At 64.4% G+C, this 17,825-nt stretch carries 16 protein-coding genes; 12 read left to right on the top strand and 4 right to left on the bottom strand.

What is annotated here, in order from left to right; genetic code table 11:
* Positions 1 to 128: 128 nt before the first annotated feature.
* The gene (locus IRZ12_RS07605) at positions 129 to 1,073 is read right to left on the bottom strand and encodes an AraC family transcriptional regulator (protein WP_296466618.1); all 945 of its coding nucleotides are present in this window, start codon (positions 1,071 to 1,073) and stop codon (positions 129 to 131) included.
* Between the two features lie 136 nt (positions 1,074 to 1,209).
* Here IRZ12_RS07605 and IRZ12_RS07600 point away from each other — a divergent pair, with 136 nt between their 5' ends.
* Complete coding sequence (locus IRZ12_RS07600) at positions 1,210 to 2,193, top strand: tripartite tricarboxylate transporter substrate binding protein (RefSeq protein ID WP_296466615.1); 984 nt, start codon at positions 1,210 to 1,212, stop codon at positions 2,191 to 2,193.
* Between the two features lie 20 nt (positions 2,194 to 2,213).
* Here the strand turns inward: IRZ12_RS07600 and IRZ12_RS07595 are convergent, their stop codons facing one another.
* Positions 2,214 to 2,978 (bottom strand): SDR family oxidoreductase, encoded by a 765-nt coding sequence (locus tag IRZ12_RS07595; protein WP_296466612.1) that lies wholly within the window; start codon positions 2,976 to 2,978, stop codon positions 2,214 to 2,216.
* Positions 2,979 to 3,231: 253 nt separating this feature from the next.
* On the opposite strand from IRZ12_RS07595, the gene IRZ12_RS07590 reads away from it, so the two are divergent.
* Both IRZ12_RS07590 and IRZ12_RS07585 read left to right on the top strand, forming a co-directional pair.
* Positions 3,232 to 3,693: a (2Fe-2S)-binding protein gene (locus tag IRZ12_RS07590; RefSeq protein WP_296466608.1), complete on the top strand. Its 462-nt coding sequence runs from the start codon at positions 3,232 to 3,234 to the stop codon at positions 3,691 to 3,693.
* A gap of 10 nt (positions 3,694 to 3,703) precedes the next feature.
* The gene (locus IRZ12_RS07585) at positions 3,704 to 5,884 is read left to right on the top strand and encodes a molybdopterin cofactor-binding domain-containing protein (RefSeq protein WP_296466606.1); all 2,181 of its coding nucleotides are present in this window, start codon (positions 3,704 to 3,706) and stop codon (positions 5,882 to 5,884) included.
* A gap of 61 nt (positions 5,885 to 5,945) precedes the next feature.
* Here the strand turns inward: IRZ12_RS07585 and IRZ12_RS07580 are convergent, their stop codons facing one another.
* Both IRZ12_RS07580 and IRZ12_RS07575 read right to left on the bottom strand, forming a co-directional pair.
* Complete coding sequence (locus IRZ12_RS07580) at positions 5,946 to 6,677, bottom strand: class II aldolase/adducin family protein (RefSeq protein ID WP_296466602.1); 732 nt, start codon at positions 6,675 to 6,677, stop codon at positions 5,946 to 5,948.
* A gap of 37 nt (positions 6,678 to 6,714) precedes the next feature.
* Positions 6,715 to 7,701, bottom strand: a complete 987-nt coding sequence (locus IRZ12_RS07575; RefSeq protein ID WP_296466600.1) for a tripartite tricarboxylate transporter substrate binding protein — start codon at positions 7,699 to 7,701, stop codon at positions 6,715 to 6,717.
* A 151-nt stretch (positions 7,702 to 7,852) separates the two neighbouring features.
* On the opposite strand from IRZ12_RS07575, the gene IRZ12_RS07570 reads away from it, so the two are divergent.
* From IRZ12_RS07570 to IRZ12_RS07530, 9 genes are all read left to right on the top strand, one after another.
* Entirely contained in the window at positions 7,853 to 9,154 is a 1,302-nt protein-coding gene (locus IRZ12_RS07570; protein WP_296466597.1) for a citrate synthase, read from the top strand.
* A gap of 277 nt (positions 9,155 to 9,431) precedes the next feature.
* On the top strand, positions 9,432 to 11,378 hold the full coding sequence (thrS, locus tag IRZ12_RS07565; RefSeq protein WP_296466594.1) for a threonine--tRNA ligase: 1,947 nt from the start codon (positions 9,432 to 9,434) through the stop codon (positions 11,376 to 11,378).
* A gap of 94 nt (positions 11,379 to 11,472) precedes the next feature.
* Positions 11,473 to 12,021 carry a translation initiation factor IF-3 gene (gene infC, locus IRZ12_RS07560; protein ID WP_296466621.1) on the top strand — a complete coding sequence of 183 codons (549 nt, stop codon included), beginning with the start codon at positions 11,473 to 11,475 and terminating at the stop codon, positions 12,019 to 12,021.
* Between the two features lie 243 nt (positions 12,022 to 12,264).
* Positions 12,265 to 12,462 (top strand): 50S ribosomal protein L35, encoded by a 198-nt coding sequence (gene rpmI, locus IRZ12_RS07555; protein ID WP_296466591.1) that lies wholly within the window; start codon positions 12,265 to 12,267, stop codon positions 12,460 to 12,462.
* Between the two features lie 29 nt (positions 12,463 to 12,491).
* Positions 12,492 to 12,851 carry a 50S ribosomal protein L20 gene (gene rplT, locus IRZ12_RS07550; RefSeq protein WP_296466588.1) on the top strand — a complete coding sequence of 120 codons (360 nt, stop codon included), beginning with the start codon at positions 12,492 to 12,494 and terminating at the stop codon, positions 12,849 to 12,851.
* A gap of 220 nt (positions 12,852 to 13,071) precedes the next feature.
* Entirely contained in the window at positions 13,072 to 14,091 is a 1,020-nt protein-coding gene (gene pheS, locus IRZ12_RS07545; protein WP_296466585.1) for a phenylalanine--tRNA ligase subunit alpha, read from the top strand.
* Between the two features lie 10 nt (positions 14,092 to 14,101).
* Positions 14,102 to 16,513 carry a phenylalanine--tRNA ligase subunit beta gene (gene pheT, locus IRZ12_RS07540; RefSeq protein WP_296466582.1) on the top strand — a complete coding sequence of 804 codons (2,412 nt, stop codon included), beginning with the start codon at positions 14,102 to 14,104 and terminating at the stop codon, positions 16,511 to 16,513.
* A 17-nt stretch (positions 16,514 to 16,530) separates the two neighbouring features.
* Positions 16,531 to 16,929, top strand: coding sequence for an integration host factor subunit alpha (locus tag IRZ12_RS07535; protein ID WP_296466580.1), 399 nt, complete (start codon positions 16,531 to 16,533; stop codon positions 16,927 to 16,929).
* Positions 16,930 to 16,937: 8 nt separating this feature from the next.
* Complete coding sequence (locus tag IRZ12_RS07530) at positions 16,938 to 17,345, top strand: MerR family transcriptional regulator (protein ID WP_296466577.1); 408 nt, start codon at positions 16,938 to 16,940, stop codon at positions 17,343 to 17,345.
* Positions 17,346 to 17,825 lie beyond the last annotated feature (480 nt).

Genomic DNA, 17,825 nt, shown 5'->3' with positions numbered 1-17,825 from the left:
ATTCGGCGGATTCACCTCCGACTGGAAGTTAGGCAGGCAGTGTACGGCGCGTCATAGTCCAGGTCGGGCACGCCGCGTGCGGCCACATAGAAAAAGCCGGTCCCGAAGCAGGACCCGCGGCGTGCTCGTTACGATACCAGGCGGCTTACCCGTTGCGCGTGCCGTGCGGGCGAATACCCCGCCCATCGCGCAAACGCGCGCGAAAACGCCTTTTCCGAGGTATAGCCCACGTGCTCGGCCACCTCGATCAACGGCATCCTACGTTCTTCGAGCAAGCCGGCCGCCACCGACATCCGGTGCCGGAACAGGTATTCCATCGGCGTCAGCCCGACCAGGCTCGCGAACAAGGCGCTAAAGCGGGAACGCGACATGTGGACGGCCTCGGCCAGTTCCGCCAGCGTCCAATCGCGTGCGGGCTCGCGATGCATGAGCGCGATGGCGCTCGCCACCGATTTATGCGTGAGTCCGCGCAGCCAATTGGCCTGGCGCGGGTGTTCGCCCTCCAGGTGCTCGCGCAGGATGTGCACGAGGAGCAGGTCGGCCAAGCGTGCGGCGGCGAGCTTCCAGCCGCTGCGCCGCGCCAACGATTCGTCCACCAGCAGGTGCATGGCGCCTGCTAGCCCGCCGCCTACGCTCAATTCACTGGCCCGCAGGTGTATGCAGCGCGGCAGGATGGCCATGACCGTACTGCGGCAATAGGCCGAAAACCAAGCCAAGGTGGAGAACATGGTCGAGGTGCCGCCACCTCCGCCCCAGGTCATGACGAAGGGCGTGTCTTCTTCCGGGCCGCCGCGGTAGCGTGCGATCAATTCACTGAACGGCGTCGGCGGCACGCCCGGGTCGGACGACATGACGTGGGCGCTGCCGTGCGGGAGCATCACCAGGTCGTCGGGCTGCACGAGGAAAGGCGGGGCATCTTCGACCTGCATCCAGTATGGCTTGCCCGTGACCATGCGGATCATGGCGCCGCTGACCCCCTTGGACTGCAACGCCCAGGGTTCGGACAGCGTGAAGCGGGCGGTGACCGCCCGTTCACAGCGGCAAATAGAAAGAACTTCGCTCAAAGCATCCACGCAGAGCACCTTTGCTTCGGCGCCGAGCAAGTTGAGACGCTCGGTGCCTTTGTTCGATCGCCTGAGTTGTTGTTGGCGCGCCATTACAGCAGAAGAATGCGGGCACGCGCCCGGTTTGGCGCATCAAGGAAGCTTCATGACATTGCGTTTCTCTCGATTCTTGACCGCGGCCGTCGCCGCCATGCTGCCTGCCGTTGGCGCCCAGGCGCAAACGCAGTCGTTTCCGTCCAAGGCCGTCACGATCGTCGTCGCCTATCCGGCCGGAGGCGACACGGACGTACTGGCCCGCATCCTGGCCGAAAAACTCACTGCCCGGACAGGGCAGCGCGTCGTGGTCGACAACCGGCCGGGCGCCAGCGGCGCGATCGGCGCAGCCAGCGTGATGCGCGCCGCGCCCGATGGCTACACGCTGCTGGTGGCGCCGCAGACCATGGCGATCACGCCCTTGGTGCTCAAGCTCGGGCCCGGCGTCAGCTACGATCCGAGCAAGGACTTTACGCCCGTCGTCAAGCTAGGCATCAATCCTTTGCTGCTGCTCAGCCGTGCGGGCGACGGGCCGCAGAATCTCAAGCAGCTCATCGAGCTCGCCCGCAAGGACCAGAACGTAAGCTATGCCAGCCCGGGCATGGGATCGCCCATGCACGTGGCAGCCGAAGTGCTGAATCATGACGCGGGCGTGCAGATCCGCCACATTCCATACCGCGGCGTCGCGCCGGCGCTGGTCGATCTCGTGGGTGGCCAAGTCACGGTCGCCTGGTTGTCGCCAGGCGCCGTCGCCCAGCAGCTTCCCTCCGGCAAGCTGCGACCGCTGGCGGTTTCGGGCGAAACCCGCTGGCCCACGCTGCCCGAGGTCCCAACCTTTGCCGAACTCGGCTACAAGAACGTGGACATCGTGCCCTGGTACGGCCTGTTCGGACCGAAAGGCCTGCCCGCTGACGTCCTCAGCAGCCTGAATCACCATGTGAATGAAGTGTTGCGCATGCCGGAGGTCGCGGAAAGGCTGCGCGGCCTGGGCATTGAACCCCAGGGCGGCGCGCCGGCCCGCCTTCAATCGGTTGTCGAGGCGGACTGGCGCAGTTTCTCGCAGCGGGTAAAGGAGTTTGCCATCCAAGCGGAGTAAGCAGGGGAGCGCCGCCGGGCTCACCCCGCGGCGTCGCTGGACATGACCAAGTAGCCGCCGTCCACGGGTAGCACGACACCCGTGACGAAGGCGGCGGCTGGCGACGCAAGGAACATTACCGGCCCCACCATGTCTTCCGGCTGCCCCCAGCGCCCGAGCGGGGTTCTCGCCTCGATCGCCCGGTAGCGCGCTGGGTTCGCCGTCATGTCGCGGACCATGGGCGTTTCCACGAACCCCGGGGCGATGGCATTGACCCGGATGCCGTCGGCGGCGTACGCAATGGCCAGCGATTTGGTCAGTTGCGCCACGCCCCCCTTGGAAGCCGAATAACCCGGCACCTGGGCGCCACCGAAAACGCTCAGGATGGACGTGGTGTTGACGATCGCGCCCCGGCGGGTGGCCAGTGCAGGACGCAACGCGGCACACATGCGCATGGTGCCGTTCAAGTTCGTATCCACGACGTCGACGAATACCGCCGGATCGACGAGTTCGGCGCCACGCCGGATAATGCCGGCGCAATTGACGAGCACGTCGAGCTCCTGGAAGCAGGACGCGAAATCTCGCACGGCCTGCCCATCGCGCACGTCCAGGACGGCGCATTCCACCCGCTCCAAACCCGGCTCTCTTCGCGCACTTTCGACTTCATGCAGCGTCGCACCGGTGGCCGTGACGCGCGCGCCGCGCGCCGCAAACGCCGCGGCGACGGCGCGGCCTATGCCGGAAGTACCACCGGTGATCAGCACCCGCGTATCGGAGGACAAAGAATAATCGAACGCTACGGTCACACAGTTTCCTTTTGAGTTCTCAGGCTTCTCGCGACGGGTCGTCGCGGCATGGGCTCATGCTAGGCAGCGCGCGCCAGGCGCTCAACCTCCGGGCTGTTCAATGTGAGGCACCGCGCGTCTCAACGCGTGCCTGGCCCCGCAGGGAAAAATCCCCGGTGCGCGTGGATTTTGCGTCACGCGTGCGCTAGCATCATCCTCACCGCCCATGCGGCCATCCCGTTCGCAGGCGCGGCGCACACGAAGGAGACATCCAGTGATCGAGTTCAAGCTCAATGGAAAGCAGGTGTCGGTCGATGCCACCGACGACAAGCCTTTGCTCTGGGTATTGCGGGAGAACTTCCAGCTCACCGGGACGAAGTTCGGATGCGGCATGGCGCAGTGCGGTGCCTGTACGGTGCACCTCAACGGGCAACCGATGCGCTCCTGCATTTTGCCGATGAGCGCCGTCAAGGGCGCATCCGTGACCACCATCGAGGGACTCATGGAGACGAAAGCCGGCCAGGCCCTGAGCCAGGCTTGGGTCGAACACCAAGTGCCGCAGTGCGGCTACTGCCAGTCCGGCCAGCTGATGACCGCCGCCAGCCTGGTAACGGGGCCGGACAAGACGCTCTCGCGCGAGCAGGTGCTCGAACGCATGGCCGGAAACCTTTGCCGGTGCGGCACCTACAACCGCATCGCCGATGCGGTGGTCAACGCTCGGAAATCGCTGGGCTAGGAGGGCAGACATGGAGACGAAAACACTATCCCGCCGCGCGTTCCTCGTCGGCTCGGGCGCGGCTACCCTGGGAGTCGTGATGGGAGGCTGGGCAGCCTCCCGCGGCGACACCGCGTGGCTGCTACCCGGGGCGCATGCGGCGAACGCGCCGTTCAGTCCCATTGCCTGGGTGAACCTCGCCGCCGACAACACGGCCGTCATCTACTCTCCTGCCTCGGAAATGGGGCAGGGCACGATGACCTCCATTCCCGTGATCATCGCGGAAGAAATGGACTTGGACTGGAGCAAAGTGCGCGTCGAACAAGCGCCCGGCGACCCCAAGCGGTTCGGCAACCCGGGCTTCGGGGGAGCCATGGTGACCGGATCCTCGCGCACGGTCAAAGGTTATTACGAAACGCTGCGCCTGGCGGGATTGCAGGGCAAGCTAGTCCTGGTCCAAGCGGCTGCGGCGAAATGGGGCGTGCCGGCCTCGGAGGTCCGCACCGAGCGCAGCACGCTCATCCACCCACCGAGCGGCCGGCGCATGACTTATGGGGAGCTGGCCCAAAGCGCGCAGGCGCCGGCCGAGCTGCCGAAGGTGGACAAGGGCATGCTCAAGCCCATGTCGGCGTTCACCCTCATCGGCAAAGACCTGCCGCGCGTGGAAGTACCGGCAAAGTCCAACGGCACGGCACAATTTGGAATCGACGTCCGCCTGCCCGGCATGCTCTGGGCTGCCATCCTGCACGCGCCGGTGCAGGGTGAGAAACCCCTCACGGTCTCCGACGCCGAAGCGCTAGCCGTACCGGGCGTCAAGAAAGTCGTGCGCCTGCCCCATGGCGTAGGCGTGGTGGCCGATTCGTTTTTCACGGCCCGCAAGGCGCGGGATTTGCTCAAGGTCACTTGGAGCACGGAGTCCAAAGCGAGGTCGTACGACAGCGAAGCGGCCCTCAAGCAATTCGTCGCCCGCGCGGAACGGCTCGACGATGCCGGCGCGGTCTGGCACAAACAGGGGGATGCGGCGCAGAAACTGGCCGGCGCCACGCGCGTACTCCGCGCCACCTACACCTCCGAGCACGTAGCGCAGACCACGCTGGAACCCATGAACTGCACGGCGCGGGCCGATGGTGACAAGATCGAGATCTGGGTGCCGTCACAATCTCCCTCGGGCGTCATCGGCGTTGTGTCTGCCGGCGCGGGATTCAAGCCTGAAAACATCAAGGTCAACATCACGCTGCTCGGTGGGGGGTATGGCCGTCGAGCCGAGGCGGACTACAGCCTCGAAGCCGCGCTGCTTGCCAAGGCCATGCCCGGCGTACCGATCCAGGTGATCTGGACCCGAGAGGACGACTTCCTGCGATCCCGTCCACGCCCCATGACGGCACAACACCTGGTCGCGGGCATCGACGCCCAAGGGCGTATCGTCGGATGGCGCCACAGGCTCGTATCCGAAAGCATCACCGCCCGCACGGCCCCCGCCATCTACGAAAAGACAGGCGGGAAAGACTCTCCCGTCATGGAAGGATCAGACTGCGTCTATCAGATCACCGACCAGCTCATCGAGCATTGCCGCGAACAGCGGGGCGTAGACGTGAGCTTTTGGCGAGCGGTAGGGGCCGGCTATACCAAGTTCGCGATCGAGACCATGATCGACGAAATTGCCGCCTCGGTAGGCAAGGATCCGCTCCAGTACCGGCTTGACATGACCGCGCATGCCCCGCGCGCCCAGGCGGTGCTGCGCGAGGTGGCGGCCATGGCGGGCTGGGGCAAGCCCGTCAAGCCAGGCCGGGCGCAGGGCCTGGCATTCTCCGACACGTGGAGCTCGTTCATCGCGCTGGTTGCCGAAGTCTCTGTCGAAAACGGCCGGCCGGCGGTTCATCACCTTTGGGCCGCGGTCGATTGCGGTCATGCCATCAGTCCCGCCAACATCAAGGCGCAGATTGAAGGCGCCGCGATCTTCGGGCTGTCCGCCGCACTCGGAGAACGCCTGGTCTACAAGGGCGGTCAAGTGCAACAACAAAACCTGCACATGTACCCGCTCTTGCGCGCGAACCTAGCCCCCGTGGTCGAGGTGAAACTGACGCCGACCGACAATCCGCCCGGCGGCATCGGCGAGGTGGGCTTGCCGCCCGTGGCGCCCGCGGTGGCCAACGCGGTGGCCAAACTGACCGGCAAGCGCCTGCGTAACCTGCCGTTCCCACAAACGATCTGAGCAACGCTGCGGCAGGCCGTCGAGTGTTCGATCACGAGCCTCGGCGGCCTGCCGGGCCAGGTCAGTCCTCCATGGCTTTCTTCTTCCACAGCTCCCATGGGCGGAACATCACGCCCGCCATGGTGTCGTCGGCCTTGGCAGCCTCTTCCTCGCTCAGGTAAGTGACTTCGCCCCCAAGGGTTATGGCCTTTTGCTGCAAGGATGCGTTGGTCTCGGTGTACATCGCCCGGTAAACGGCGATGCGCACGTCGCTCCCAACCGCCACGAAACCGTGGCCGCGCATAAGAGCAACGTTCTGCGCCCCGAGCGTCTTGGCAAGTGCTTCGCCGTGCTCGCGGCATCGCACCAGCAGGTCTGTCGCCCCGAAGCAGCAGCGTATGTCGAATACGGGCGCACCGCCCGACAGGAAACCGGCCATGTGGTAGATGGGCCGCAGGCGCACCGAAGAGCCCGCGAACGGGATGACGGACGGAGAATGGCTGTGGACGACCGCATTGACGTCCGGTCGCGCCCGGTAGATCTCGCCGTGGATGAAGCGCTCGAGGTAGGGCGTGCGCGCGTCGCCGCCGACCGCATTGGAGTCTTCGTCGAACTCCATGATGTCGGCCGCGGTGACCAATTCAGGTGCCAACGAGCGCGCAAGCAGAAAATGCCCAGGGCGTTCCGGATGGCGGATGCTGACGTGGCCGAAGCCGTCGAGCACGCCGTATTTCGCAAGCACGCGATTGGCGACGACTAGATCGTCGAGGTGCTGCGCCAGCGAGGCGCTATCAGAGGGTAGCGAAGCAGACATGGCACTCCAGATACTCAGATAGGAAAGGGAAAGGGTGCTACTCCAGTTTGATGCCGGCACGCTTGGCCAGCTCGCCGTACATCGCCAGATCTTTGTCGACCTGTTGCCCCATGCCGTCCGCCCCCAACGCGTCGACCTCGTAATAGCGCGCCTGGAACTCCTGCTTCAGCTTTGGATCCTTGAGCGTGGCCAGCACTGCCTGCTCGATGCGGGCGCGCACGTCGGGCGGCGTCGCCGCCGGCGCGAACAGGCCGAACCACACCGAGATGTCCAGGTTCTTGAATTCCGGCGTCTCGGCCAGCGCCGGTACCTCGGGCATGAATGACAGCCGTTTGCCCGAGGCCACCGCGAGCAGCCGCAGCTTGCCTGTCTTGGCATGAGGTGCCATGTTGGGAATGGTGCTGAACAGAATGGGTACCTGGTTGCCGAGTGCATCGCTGATGGCGGGCGCGCAGCCGTTGTACGGAACGTGCACCATGTCGACCTTGGCCGACTGCTTGAAGGCTTCGCCGGCGAAGTGCTGCGGTGAACCATTGCCGCAGGACGAGTAGTTGGCCTTGCCCGGATTGTCCCGGACGTGCCGCACCAGCTCTGCGGTCGTCTTGGCCGGCAAGCCGCTGTTCACGCCCACCGCTACCGGGGAGGAAACCAACATCGCGACGGGTTGCAAGTCTTTCTTGACGTCGTAGCCCTGCGTGAAGTTCAGCGCCGCATTGATCGTCATGGTGCTGTTCGTCAGCAGCAGGGTATGACCGTCTGCCGGTGCGCGTGCGACGTGGTTGGCGCCGATGTTGCCCGAAGCTCCTGCACGGTTGTCGACAATCACCGGCTGGCCGTTCAAGTGAGGGCCGAGATTGGTCGCGAGCATGCGTGCCACAGTGTCGGCGCCGCCGCCCGCCTGGAACGGCACGACGATGGTGATGGGGCGGGAAGAAGAGGGGCCGGTCTGGGCGAACAGCGGCGCGGCAAAGCCGCCTACAACAAGTAAAGCCAAGGCCGCCCGGCCCGCGAAGCGTTGGATCATGACGTGTCTCCTGTACCTTGCCGGGATGCGTGGAACCGGCATTCTTCGATGTGGCAATGCGGGATGGCGAAAAGTTTATGGATCGATTTACGTCGATTCAATCTCGATTGCATAATCGATATATTGTCTCTTTCACCCGCGGCGTGTCTTCGTGAACCTATCAGATCCCATTGTCGAGGCGTGGTCTGCCGGCGGCGTCGTCGACGCCAAGGAAGCGTGCCGCATCCTCGGCATCAAGGCGGCTACGCTCTACACCTATGTGAGCCGGGGCATGCTGCATCCCGTCGCCCAACCCGGCCGGAAAAGACGGCTGTACTTGCGCGACGAAATAGAGGGCCTGCGCAGCCGCAGCCTGGCCCGGGCAGGGCACGGGGCCGTGGCTGCCAGTGCACTCCAGTGGGGCCAGCCGGTGATCGACACCGGCATTACCGAAATCACGCCCGACGGGCCGCGGTACCGCGGCCGGCTCGCCGCCGAACTGGTGGAGTATCCCGGCGCATTCGAAAACGTGGCGGAACTGCTCTGGACGGGCATTCTTCCAAACGGCCCGGGCACTTGGCCGGCAGAGCCGCTGCCTGCGGAGAGCGCGGCCCGGCTGCGTGCACTGATGGCCGGCCTGGGCGAGGCGCCCGGCATGATCCGGGCGTTCCAAGCCGTGGCGCTTGCGCTAGGTGGCAAGTCGGTAGACGAGGAGGTGCGCCACGGCGCACCGATCACCGCAGCCAAGCAACTCGTGCAGGCCTTCGCCGGCTGCTGCAGCCTGCTGTCGGCGCGGCGGCGCTACCGTGCGCCAACGGGCGACAAGCCGCTGGCGCAGCACGTGGCCGAGGCGCTTGGCCACGCTCCCGTGCCGGAACTAGTCAAGGCCGTCAATGCGATGCTGATACTGAGCGCCGACCACGAACTGTCTCCGCCTACGTTCAGCGCGCGCATCGCTGCCTCCGTAGGCGCCGAGCTCCATGCCTGCGTAGGGGCCGCCTTGGCAGTGCTCTCCGGGTCGGGGCTGGCGGGCGGGTGCGATCGGATCGAAGACACCTTGGCCGGGATCCGGACGCGCGCCCAACTCGATGCGTGGGTCTCGCAAGTGATGCGCGACCGCGCGCGATCCTGGGCCTTCGGCATCGGGTCGTATCCCCAGGGCGATCCGCGGGCAAAACAATTGATTCGCATGGCGCGTGAGCATCCTCGCCCAACCCGGCGCGCGGAAATGCTGTTCCGCTTCCTCGAGGCCGTCCAATCGGAGGTCGGCGTTCCGCCCCGCATCGAGCTGGGCCTGGTCGCCCTCTGTTCCGCCTGGGACCTGCCGGCCGGCAGTGCGGGCGCACTATGGGCCATGGGGCGCACCGCGGGATGGGTCGCCCATGCGCTCGAGCAGCGGCTGAACGGTTTTTTCCTCCGGCCCCGCGGGCAGTTCCACCCTGTCCCACAGGGGGGTGCTGTGCTAAAATCGTGAGCAACATCCATGCAGCCAAAGCAAACCAAGGACGAATCGCGCATGCGCGTTCCTTCTCTGCACGAACGAACTACCACGGGGAACATCGCCGGCTAGCCGCGTGGGTTTCCTGCATCGCATCGTCCTGTCCGCCGGGCCCTGCCCGGAACCCTGCAGAATGCAAGAACGCGGCCCCGATGCCGCGTTTTTTTATGTTGCCGAGCTCGCTGCTTCGCGCGTCGCGGCGAGCGACGGTATTTGTCGGCGCGCGCCGTGTTTCATTTTCGAGGTCGCATCAATGATCAAGGTAACGCTGCCCGATGGTTCCCAGCGTGAGTTTCCGGCTCCCGTCACGGTGGCCGACGTCGCCGCATCCATCGGCGCCGGGCTGGCCAAGGCCGCGCTGGCCGGCCGGATCACGTACGAAGGCAGCGAACCCACGCTGGTCGACACCAGCCATACGATCGAGCGCGATGCCAGCCTCGCCATCATCACCGCGAAGGACCCTGAGGGGCTGGACCTCATCCGCCACTCCACGGCCCACCTGCTGGCTTACGCGGTCAAGTCGCTGTATCCGGAGGCCCAGGTCACCATCGGCCCGGTGATCGAGAACGGCTTCTACTACGACTTCGCCTATTCTCGCCCCTTCACGCCGGAAGACTTGGCGGCCATCGAAAACAAGATGCTGGAGCTCGCCAAGAAGGACGAAGTCGTGACGCGCGAAGAGTGGAACCGCGACGACGCCGTGGCGTTCTTCAATTCGATCGGCGAGAAATACAAGGCCGAGATCATTGCCTCGATCCCCGCCGGCGAGAAGATTACGCTTTACCGGGAAGGCGACTTCGTCGACCTGTGCCGCGGGCCGCACGTCCCGTCCACTGGCAAGCTCAAAGTCTTCAAGCTGATGAAGGTGGCCGGCGCCTACTGGCGCGGCGACAGCAAGAATGAAATGCTCCAGCGCATCTACGGCACGGCTTGGGCGAAGAAGGAAGACCAGGATGCCTACCTGAAGATGCTGGAGGAGGCCGAGAAGCGCGACCACCGCAAGCTCGGCCGCGAACTCGACCTGTTCCATTTCCAGGACGAGGCGCCAGGCCTGGTGTTCTGGCACCCCAAGGGCTGGACCATCTGGCAGCAGGTCGAACAATACGTGCGCGGGGTTTATCGGGAGAGCGGCTACCAAGAGGTCAAGGCGCCGCAGATCCTCGACCGGTTGCTCTGGGAAAAGACGGGGCACTGGGAAAACTACCGCGAGAACATGTTCACGACGGAGTCCGAAAACCGCTACTACGCGCTCAAGCCCATGAACTGCCCGGGGCACGTGCAGATCTTCCGGGCCAACCTGCGCTCGTACCGGGATCTCCCGCTGCGCTACGGGGAGTTCGGCCAATGCCACCGGAACGAGCCTTCCGGGGCGCTGCACGGCATGATGCGGGTGCGCGGCTTTACGCAGGACGACGGCCACATTTTCTGCACCGAGGACCAAATCCTCGATGAATGCGTAGCGTTTACATCTCAGTTGCAGCGTGTCTACCGCGACTTCGGCTTTACGGACATCCTCTACAAGGTCGCGACGCGCCCGGAACACCGCATCGGCTCGGACGAAGTCTGGGACAAGGCCGAGCACGCCCTGATGGAAAGCCTGCGCCGCTCCGGCTGCGAGTACGAAATCAGCCCGGGAGACGGGGCCTTCTACGGACCGAAGATCGAGTACACGCTCAAGGACGCCCTCGGCCGCCACTGGCAGTGTGGCACCATCCAGGTGGATTTCTCCATGCCCGGCCGCCTGGGCGCCGAATACGTCGACCAAAACGACCAGCGCGTCACCCCGGTGATGCTGCACCGTGCCATCCTCGGATCCATGGAGCGCTTCATCGGAATGCTGATCGAGCATTTTGGCGGCGCGATGCCCCCCTGGCTGGCCCCGGTGCAGGCCGTGGTGTGCAGTATTTCGGAGGCCACCGCCGAATATGCGCAGAGTGTGGCGCAAACCTTGAAAAAACAAGGGTTTAGGGTGGAAGCAGATTTGCGCGGCGAAAAGATCACCTATAAAATCCGGGAGCACAGCTTGCAAAAAGTTCCCTATATCCTCGTCGTAGGTGAAAAAGAACGGCAAGCTGCATCGGTGGCCGTACGCGCCCGCGGCGGCATCGACCTCGGGGTGCTCCCGCTCGATGCTTTCTCGTCGCGGCTCGCAGCCGACGTGGCCGAACGCCGGAATGTCGAGGCGCCCGCCAAATCGTAACGAGGGCAGGCGTCCGTTCCGGGCATGGTCCATGCTGGCGGCGGGGCAGTTCCGCCGCGGGCGGCCGTTTTAATCAAATTCAGGAGTTTCAGACATCGCTACCGACAAGCCGAATCGCATCAATGGTGAAATCACTGCACCGGAGGTGCGCCTGATTGGGGTCGACGGCGAACAGCTTGGCATCGTCAAGCTGGCCGAAGCAGTTAGGCTTTCCGAGCAGCATGATGTTGACCTGGTCGAAATTGCCCCGAACGCGCAGCCTCCGGTCTGCCGCTTGATGGACTACGGCAAGTTCAAGTACCAGGAGCAAAAGCGTCAGCACGAAGCCAAGCTCAAGCAAAAAATCATCCAGGTCAAGGAAGTCAAGTTCCGGCCTGGAACCGACGAGGGCGACTACCAGGTCAAGCTGCGCAACCTGCGCCGCTTCCTGGAAGAGGGCGATAAGGCCAAGGTGACGCTGCGGTTCCGCGGGCGTGAAATGGCGCACCAGGAGCTCGGCATGCGGGTCCTGGAGCGCGTGCGTGACGACCTGGGCGAGATCAGCGCGGTCGAAGCCATGCCCAAGCTGGAAGGCCGCCAGATGGTCATGGTGCTGGCTCCGAAGAAAAAGCCCGCCAGCCCCGGCAAGGGCACTGGGGATTAACGCGGTATAATCTACGGTTTTCCAGAATGTGCACGGGTTCCCGTGCACGCTGGCGAAGCTCGGCGCGAAAGTCCTGGCGGCGAGCAATCCGGTTCCCGGCAACGCTTTCAAATTCGTGTGCGGCGCTGCGCCGCCGCGGTGCGCGTCCGGGGGACGGGACAGGTAAAACAAGTGAATGCGGGTCGTCAAGTCCGGCAGCAGCAGCCGGCACCCGTGAGCATGTAAACGCAACAGGAAGCAGTCATGCCTAAGATGAAGACCAAGAAAAGCGCCGCCAAGCGCTTTAAGGTCCGCGGTAGCGGTTCCATCAAGCGGGGCCAGGCGTTCAAGCGCCACATCCTCACCAAGAAAACGACCAAGAACAAGCGTCAGTTGCGCGGCTCCGCCGCGGTCCACGAGGCCGATGTGAAGGCCGTGCGGGCAATGATGCCGTTTGCCTGAACCCAACCCGCTGATATTGGAGTTTTCAAATGCCTAGAGTCAAACGTGGGGTAACCGCCCGGGCCCGTCACAAGAAAGTCATCAGCGCGGCCAAGGGTTATCGCGGCCGCCGCGGCAACGTATTCCGCGTCGCCAAGCAAGCGGTCATGCGCGCCGGCCAATACGCCTATCGCGACCGCCGCGCCAAGAAGCGCACCTTCCGTGCCCTGTGGATCACCCGTATCAACGCTGCCGTCCGCGAGCACGGCGTGTCCTACAGCGTGTTCATGGCCGGCCTGAAGAAAGCGGCGATCGACCTCGACCGCAAGGTCCTGGCCGACCTGGCTGTGCGCGACAAGGCGGGCTTTGCCGCGATCGTGCAACAAGTCAAGAACGCCCTGGCAGCCTGAACTCGCATCGCTGAGCGCCGGTCCGGCCCGTAAGCCGGAAGCGGCGGTAAGCTAGGAGTGCAACACCCGAACGGGGCTTCTTCGAAGCCCCGTTCGTGTTTTTGCCGGCAGGGCGCCCACGGGACTTCGCACCGCAACCTAGGCCGCCTTGCCGCGATGGGCAGCCAGCGCCGAAGGGTTTTGCAGCGCCTCTTTTTCCTCTTATCGATACGAATCCGCCATGTCCCAGAATCTGGACGAACTGATACGCCAAGCCGGGGAGGCCTTCGCGGCCGCGTCGGATCCCAACGCGCTCGAGAACGAGAAAGCCCGGTTTCTGGGTAAGCAGGGCGCCCTGACGGTGCTGCTCAAGGGGCTCGCGAGCCTGGCTCCCGAACAGAAGCGCACGGAAGGGGCCCGCATCAACGAAGCGAAGGCCAAGATCGAGAGCCTGCTCAACGAGCGGCGCCAGGCATTGGCCGACGCCAAGCTCGCGGCACGACTGGCGGAGGAGACCATCGACGTGACGCTGCCCGGCCGCGGACGCGGCATAGGCGGCATCCATCCGGTCATCCGCACCTGGGAGCGCATCGAACAGATTTTCCGGTCCATCGGCTTCGACGTAGCAGACGGTCCCGAAGTGGAGAACGACTGGACCAACTTCACCGCGCTCAACAACCCGGAGAACCATCCGGCGCGCTCCATGCAAGATACGTTCTACGTCGACATGAAGGACGCGCAGGGACTGCCCCTGCTGCTGCGCACGCACACCAGTCCCATGCAGGTACGGTATGCGCGCGCCCACAAGCCGCCCATCAAGGTCATTGCCCCGGGCCGGACCTACCGCGTAGACAGCGACGCCACGCATTCGCCCATGTTCCACCAGGTCGAGGGCCTGTGGATCGACGAAAACATCTCGTTCGCCGACCTCAAGGGCGTCTATACGGATTTTCTGCGCGCGTTTTTCGAGACCGACGACCTGGTGCTGCGTTTCCGGCCGTCCTTCTTCCCGTTCACCGAACCTTCGGCGGAAATCGACATGATGTTCACCTCGGGCCCGAACAAAGGCCGCTGGCTGGAAATCTCCGGCTCGGGCCAGGTGCATCCGACCGTCGTGCGCAACTTCGGCCTCGATCCGGAACGCTACATCGGCTTTGCCTTCGGCTCGGGCCTGGAGCGCTTGACCATGCTGCGGTATGGCGTCAACGACCTGAGGCAGTTCTTCGAAGGCGATCTGCGTTTCCTCAAGCAATTCAACTGATGGGCTAGTCATGCAATTTCCCGAATCCTGGTTGCGGTCGCTGACCAACCCCGCCATTTCGACTCACGAACTGGCTCATCAATTGACCATGGCCGGCCTCGAGGTCGAGGAAACGGCTCCCGTGGCCCCCGAGTTCAGCGGGGTCGTCGTGGCCCAGGTGCTATCGGTGGAGCCGCACCCCAACGCCGACAAGCTGCGAGTTTGCAAGGTCGACGCTGGACAGGGGGAACCGCTGCAGATCGTGTGCGGCGCTCCCAACGTGGCGACCGGCATGAAAGTACCGCTCGCGACCGTCGGCGCGAAACTGCCGGGCGGCATCAAGATCGGCGTCGCCAAGATGCGCGGCGTGGAATCGTTCGGCATGTTGTGTTCGGCGCGCGAGCTGGGACTCTCGCAAGACCACGCAGGCCTGCTCGATCTCGGCCCCGACGCCAAGGTCGGCGTGCCGGTGCGCGAATGGCTGCAGCTCGACGACACCCTCTTCACCCTCAAGCTGACGCCCAACAAGGCGGACTGCCTGTCCGTGCTCGGCGTGGCCCGCGAAGTGGCAGCCCTCACCGGCGCCCCCTTGGAGGCGCCCCGCCTGGAGCCCGTGCCGGTCACCATCGACGATCGCGTGCCTGTGACCGTGCATGCGCCGGACCTCTGCGGGCGTTACGTCGGCCGGGTGATCCGGGGCGTCGATGCCAGCGCACCCACGCCGGATTGGATACGCCGCAGGCTCGAGCGGTCGGGCCAACGCTCCATCTCCGCCCTGGTCGATATTTCCAACTACGTGATGCTGGAATTGGGGCGCCCGAGCCACGTGTTCGACCTCGCCAAAGTCCACGGCGGCCTGCACGTGCGGTGGGGCCGCCCCGGAGAGAAGATCCTGCTGTTGAACGGCCAAACGGTGGAGGTGGACGGCTCGGTCGGCGTCATCGCCGACGACAACGGCCCGGAATGCCTGGCCGGCATCATGGGCGGCGAAGCGACGTCCGTCTCGACCGAGACCCGCGACATCTACATCGAGGCGGCATTCTGGTGGCCCGCCGCCATCGCGGGCCGCGCGCGCCGCTATAACTTCAGCACTGATGCCAGCCATCGCTTCGAGCGCGGCGTGGACTACGCGAATATTCCCGCCGACCTCGAATACCTGACCAGCCTCATCGTGCAGGTCTGCGGCGGGCAAGTCGGTCCTGTCGACGACCAAGTCGTGAATCTTCCCGAACGCAAGCCGGTGCGCCTGCGGGTCGAGCGCTGCCACAAGGTGCTCGGGGTGCCCGTGCCGGAAGAAGAGATCGCCAGCATTTTTACGCGCCTGGGCCTGCCTTTCGTGCGCGAGCCGGGCGCTTTCGTCGTCACGCCTCCGTCCTTCCGCTTCGACATCGAAATCGAGGAGGACCTGATCGAGGAGGTGGCACGCATCTATGGTTTCGAGCGGATACCCGACGTGCCGCCCGTGGCGCGGGCGAAGGTCCGTGCGCCGAAGGAAGAGCGTCGCTCTTTCCACGACCTGCGCCACCTCATGGCGGCGCTCGACTACCAAGAAGTCATCAATTTCAGCTTCGTGGAAGCGGAGTGGGAGCGCGACTATGCGGGCAACCCGGACCCGATCCGCTTGCTCAACCCCATCGCCAGCCAGTTGTCGGTCATGCGCAGTAGCCTGATCGGCGGATTGGTGGCGAACGCGCAATACAACGTCAACCGCAAGATTTCCCGCGTGCGCGTGTTCGAGCTGGGGCGCGTGTTCCGGCGCGATGCCTCCGTAGAAGACGGTCCGCTGGACGTGGCCGGCGTCGCACAACCCATGCGCTTGGCGGCGCTGGCGTATGGCCCGGTCGTCGAAGAGCAGTGGGGTACGCAGACCCGGCAGGTCGATTTTTACGACGTCAAGGCAGATCTCGAAGCCCTGTTGGCCGGCTGCAGCGCGCAGGGGCCGCGCTTCGTGCCCGACCAGCACCCGGCGCTGCACCCTGGCCGCAGCGCCCGCATCGAAATGGACGGCGAAACCATCGGCTGGATAGGGGAGCTGCATCCGCGTTGGGTGCAGCGCGCCGAGCTTCCCCACGCGCCGATCGTATTCGAAGTGGATGCTACGCGGGCCGCGGCACACCCGTTGCCTGCGCTGTCCGAGATCTCGCGCCAACCGGTGGTCATCCGCGACCTGGCCATGTGGGTCCCGGAAGGAGTGCTGGCCCAGCAAATGCTCGATACGGTTCGCAGGGTCGTCGCCTCGGAGCCCGAACTGGCCGTGGTGAAAGATGTACGTCTTTTCGACGTTTGGCGGGATAAGTCCTTGTTAGGAAAGGAAAAAAGCCTTGCCTTCCGATTCTGGCTACAGGATACTTCGGTAACCCTGGACGACGCCCGAGTCGAGTCGTGCCTGGCCCGCATCCGTACCGCGCTGGAAACGGAGCACGGTGCCCGGCTGAGGGTTTAACACCGAGTTCTCCATCCGTGTCTATGCATTCTCTCGTTTCCGACAGCTACGCCCGCCCGGACGCGCTCGCCCCGGGCGTCGAGGCGCCGCAGAACACGCTCGATGCGCGCACCCTGACCAAGGCGGAACTGGCCGACCTCCTGTTCGAGCGCGTAGGCCTCAACAAGCGCGAAGCCAAGGACATGGTCGAGACCTTCTTCGAGGAGATCCGTGACGCGCTAGAGCGCGGAGACGTGGTGAAGCTCTCGGGCTTCGGCAACTTCCAGGTGCGCAACAAACCGCAGCGCCCGGGACGCAATCCCAAGACGGGCGAAGAAATACCGATCGCCGCCCGCCGGGTCGTCACCTTCCATGCGAGCCAGAAACTCAAGAGCATGGTCGAACAAGTCGCGCTGCGCGAACAGAATCGGTCTTGAGAGGTTTTATGGCGCGCATCGAGCCCCCCGTCGTTCTTCCCCCCATTCCTGCGAAACGTTACTTCACCATAGGCGAAGTCAGCGAGCTATGCGGCGTCAAGCCGCACGTGCTGCGCTATTGGGAGCAGGAGTTCACGCAGCTCAAACCCATCAAGCGACGGGGCAATCGCCGCTATTACCAGCACCACGAGGTGCTGCTCATCCGGCGGATTCGCGAACTGCTGTATGAACAGGGTTTCACCATCAGCGGGGCGCGCAACCGCCTGGATGAATCCCGCGGGCAAGTGGAAGAGGCGCCGCAGGTCAAGACCTACCCGATCGAAGAACCGGAGCTGCAGGCCATACGGGCCGAGCTCGCGGACATCGTCAGCATGCTCAAGGCGGCCCAGGAGCATAGCCAGGCGCGATCGGGCTGAGCCCAAGGCGGGCTAGGGCGGCGAGGCTGCCTAGATCAAGCTCAATAGATAGCTCGAAACTGATAGTTTCTGTGCATGACCGTTCGCCCGCAACGCGAACGGTTTTTTCCTGCGCGGCAGGCTGCTGGGCGTAGGGCCGCGCATTCCTTCACCAAAAAGATCATCGCAAAGACGAAAGCGCCGGATCCGTGGGGCAACGTTCCTCATTGTTTTGATTTGCCCGTGTGCAATCGGCCTCCCGCGTAAAGTGCCATCCTGCCATGCCGCCGCCGGCATTCATCGGTGCATTGCGATTGAAACATTCAAGAACAAAATGCGGGGTTAACCCGTTGCCGTAAAAGGCAAGGCTGCAAAGCCAATGAAAAAAGCCCGGCAGCTTGTGGCTACCGGGCTTTGGGTTCCGACTATACGAATCAGGAACTGATGTATGGTCGGGGCGGCGGGATTCGAACTCGCGACCCCTTGCACCCCATGCAAGTG

Source organism: Pigmentiphaga sp., assembly GCF_019689535.1.
GTDB lineage: Bacteria > Pseudomonadota > Gammaproteobacteria > Burkholderiales > Burkholderiaceae_B > Pigmentiphaga.
The sequence above is the reverse complement of the archived record's forward strand: the minus strand, read 5'-3'. Positions and strand labels throughout refer to the sequence as shown.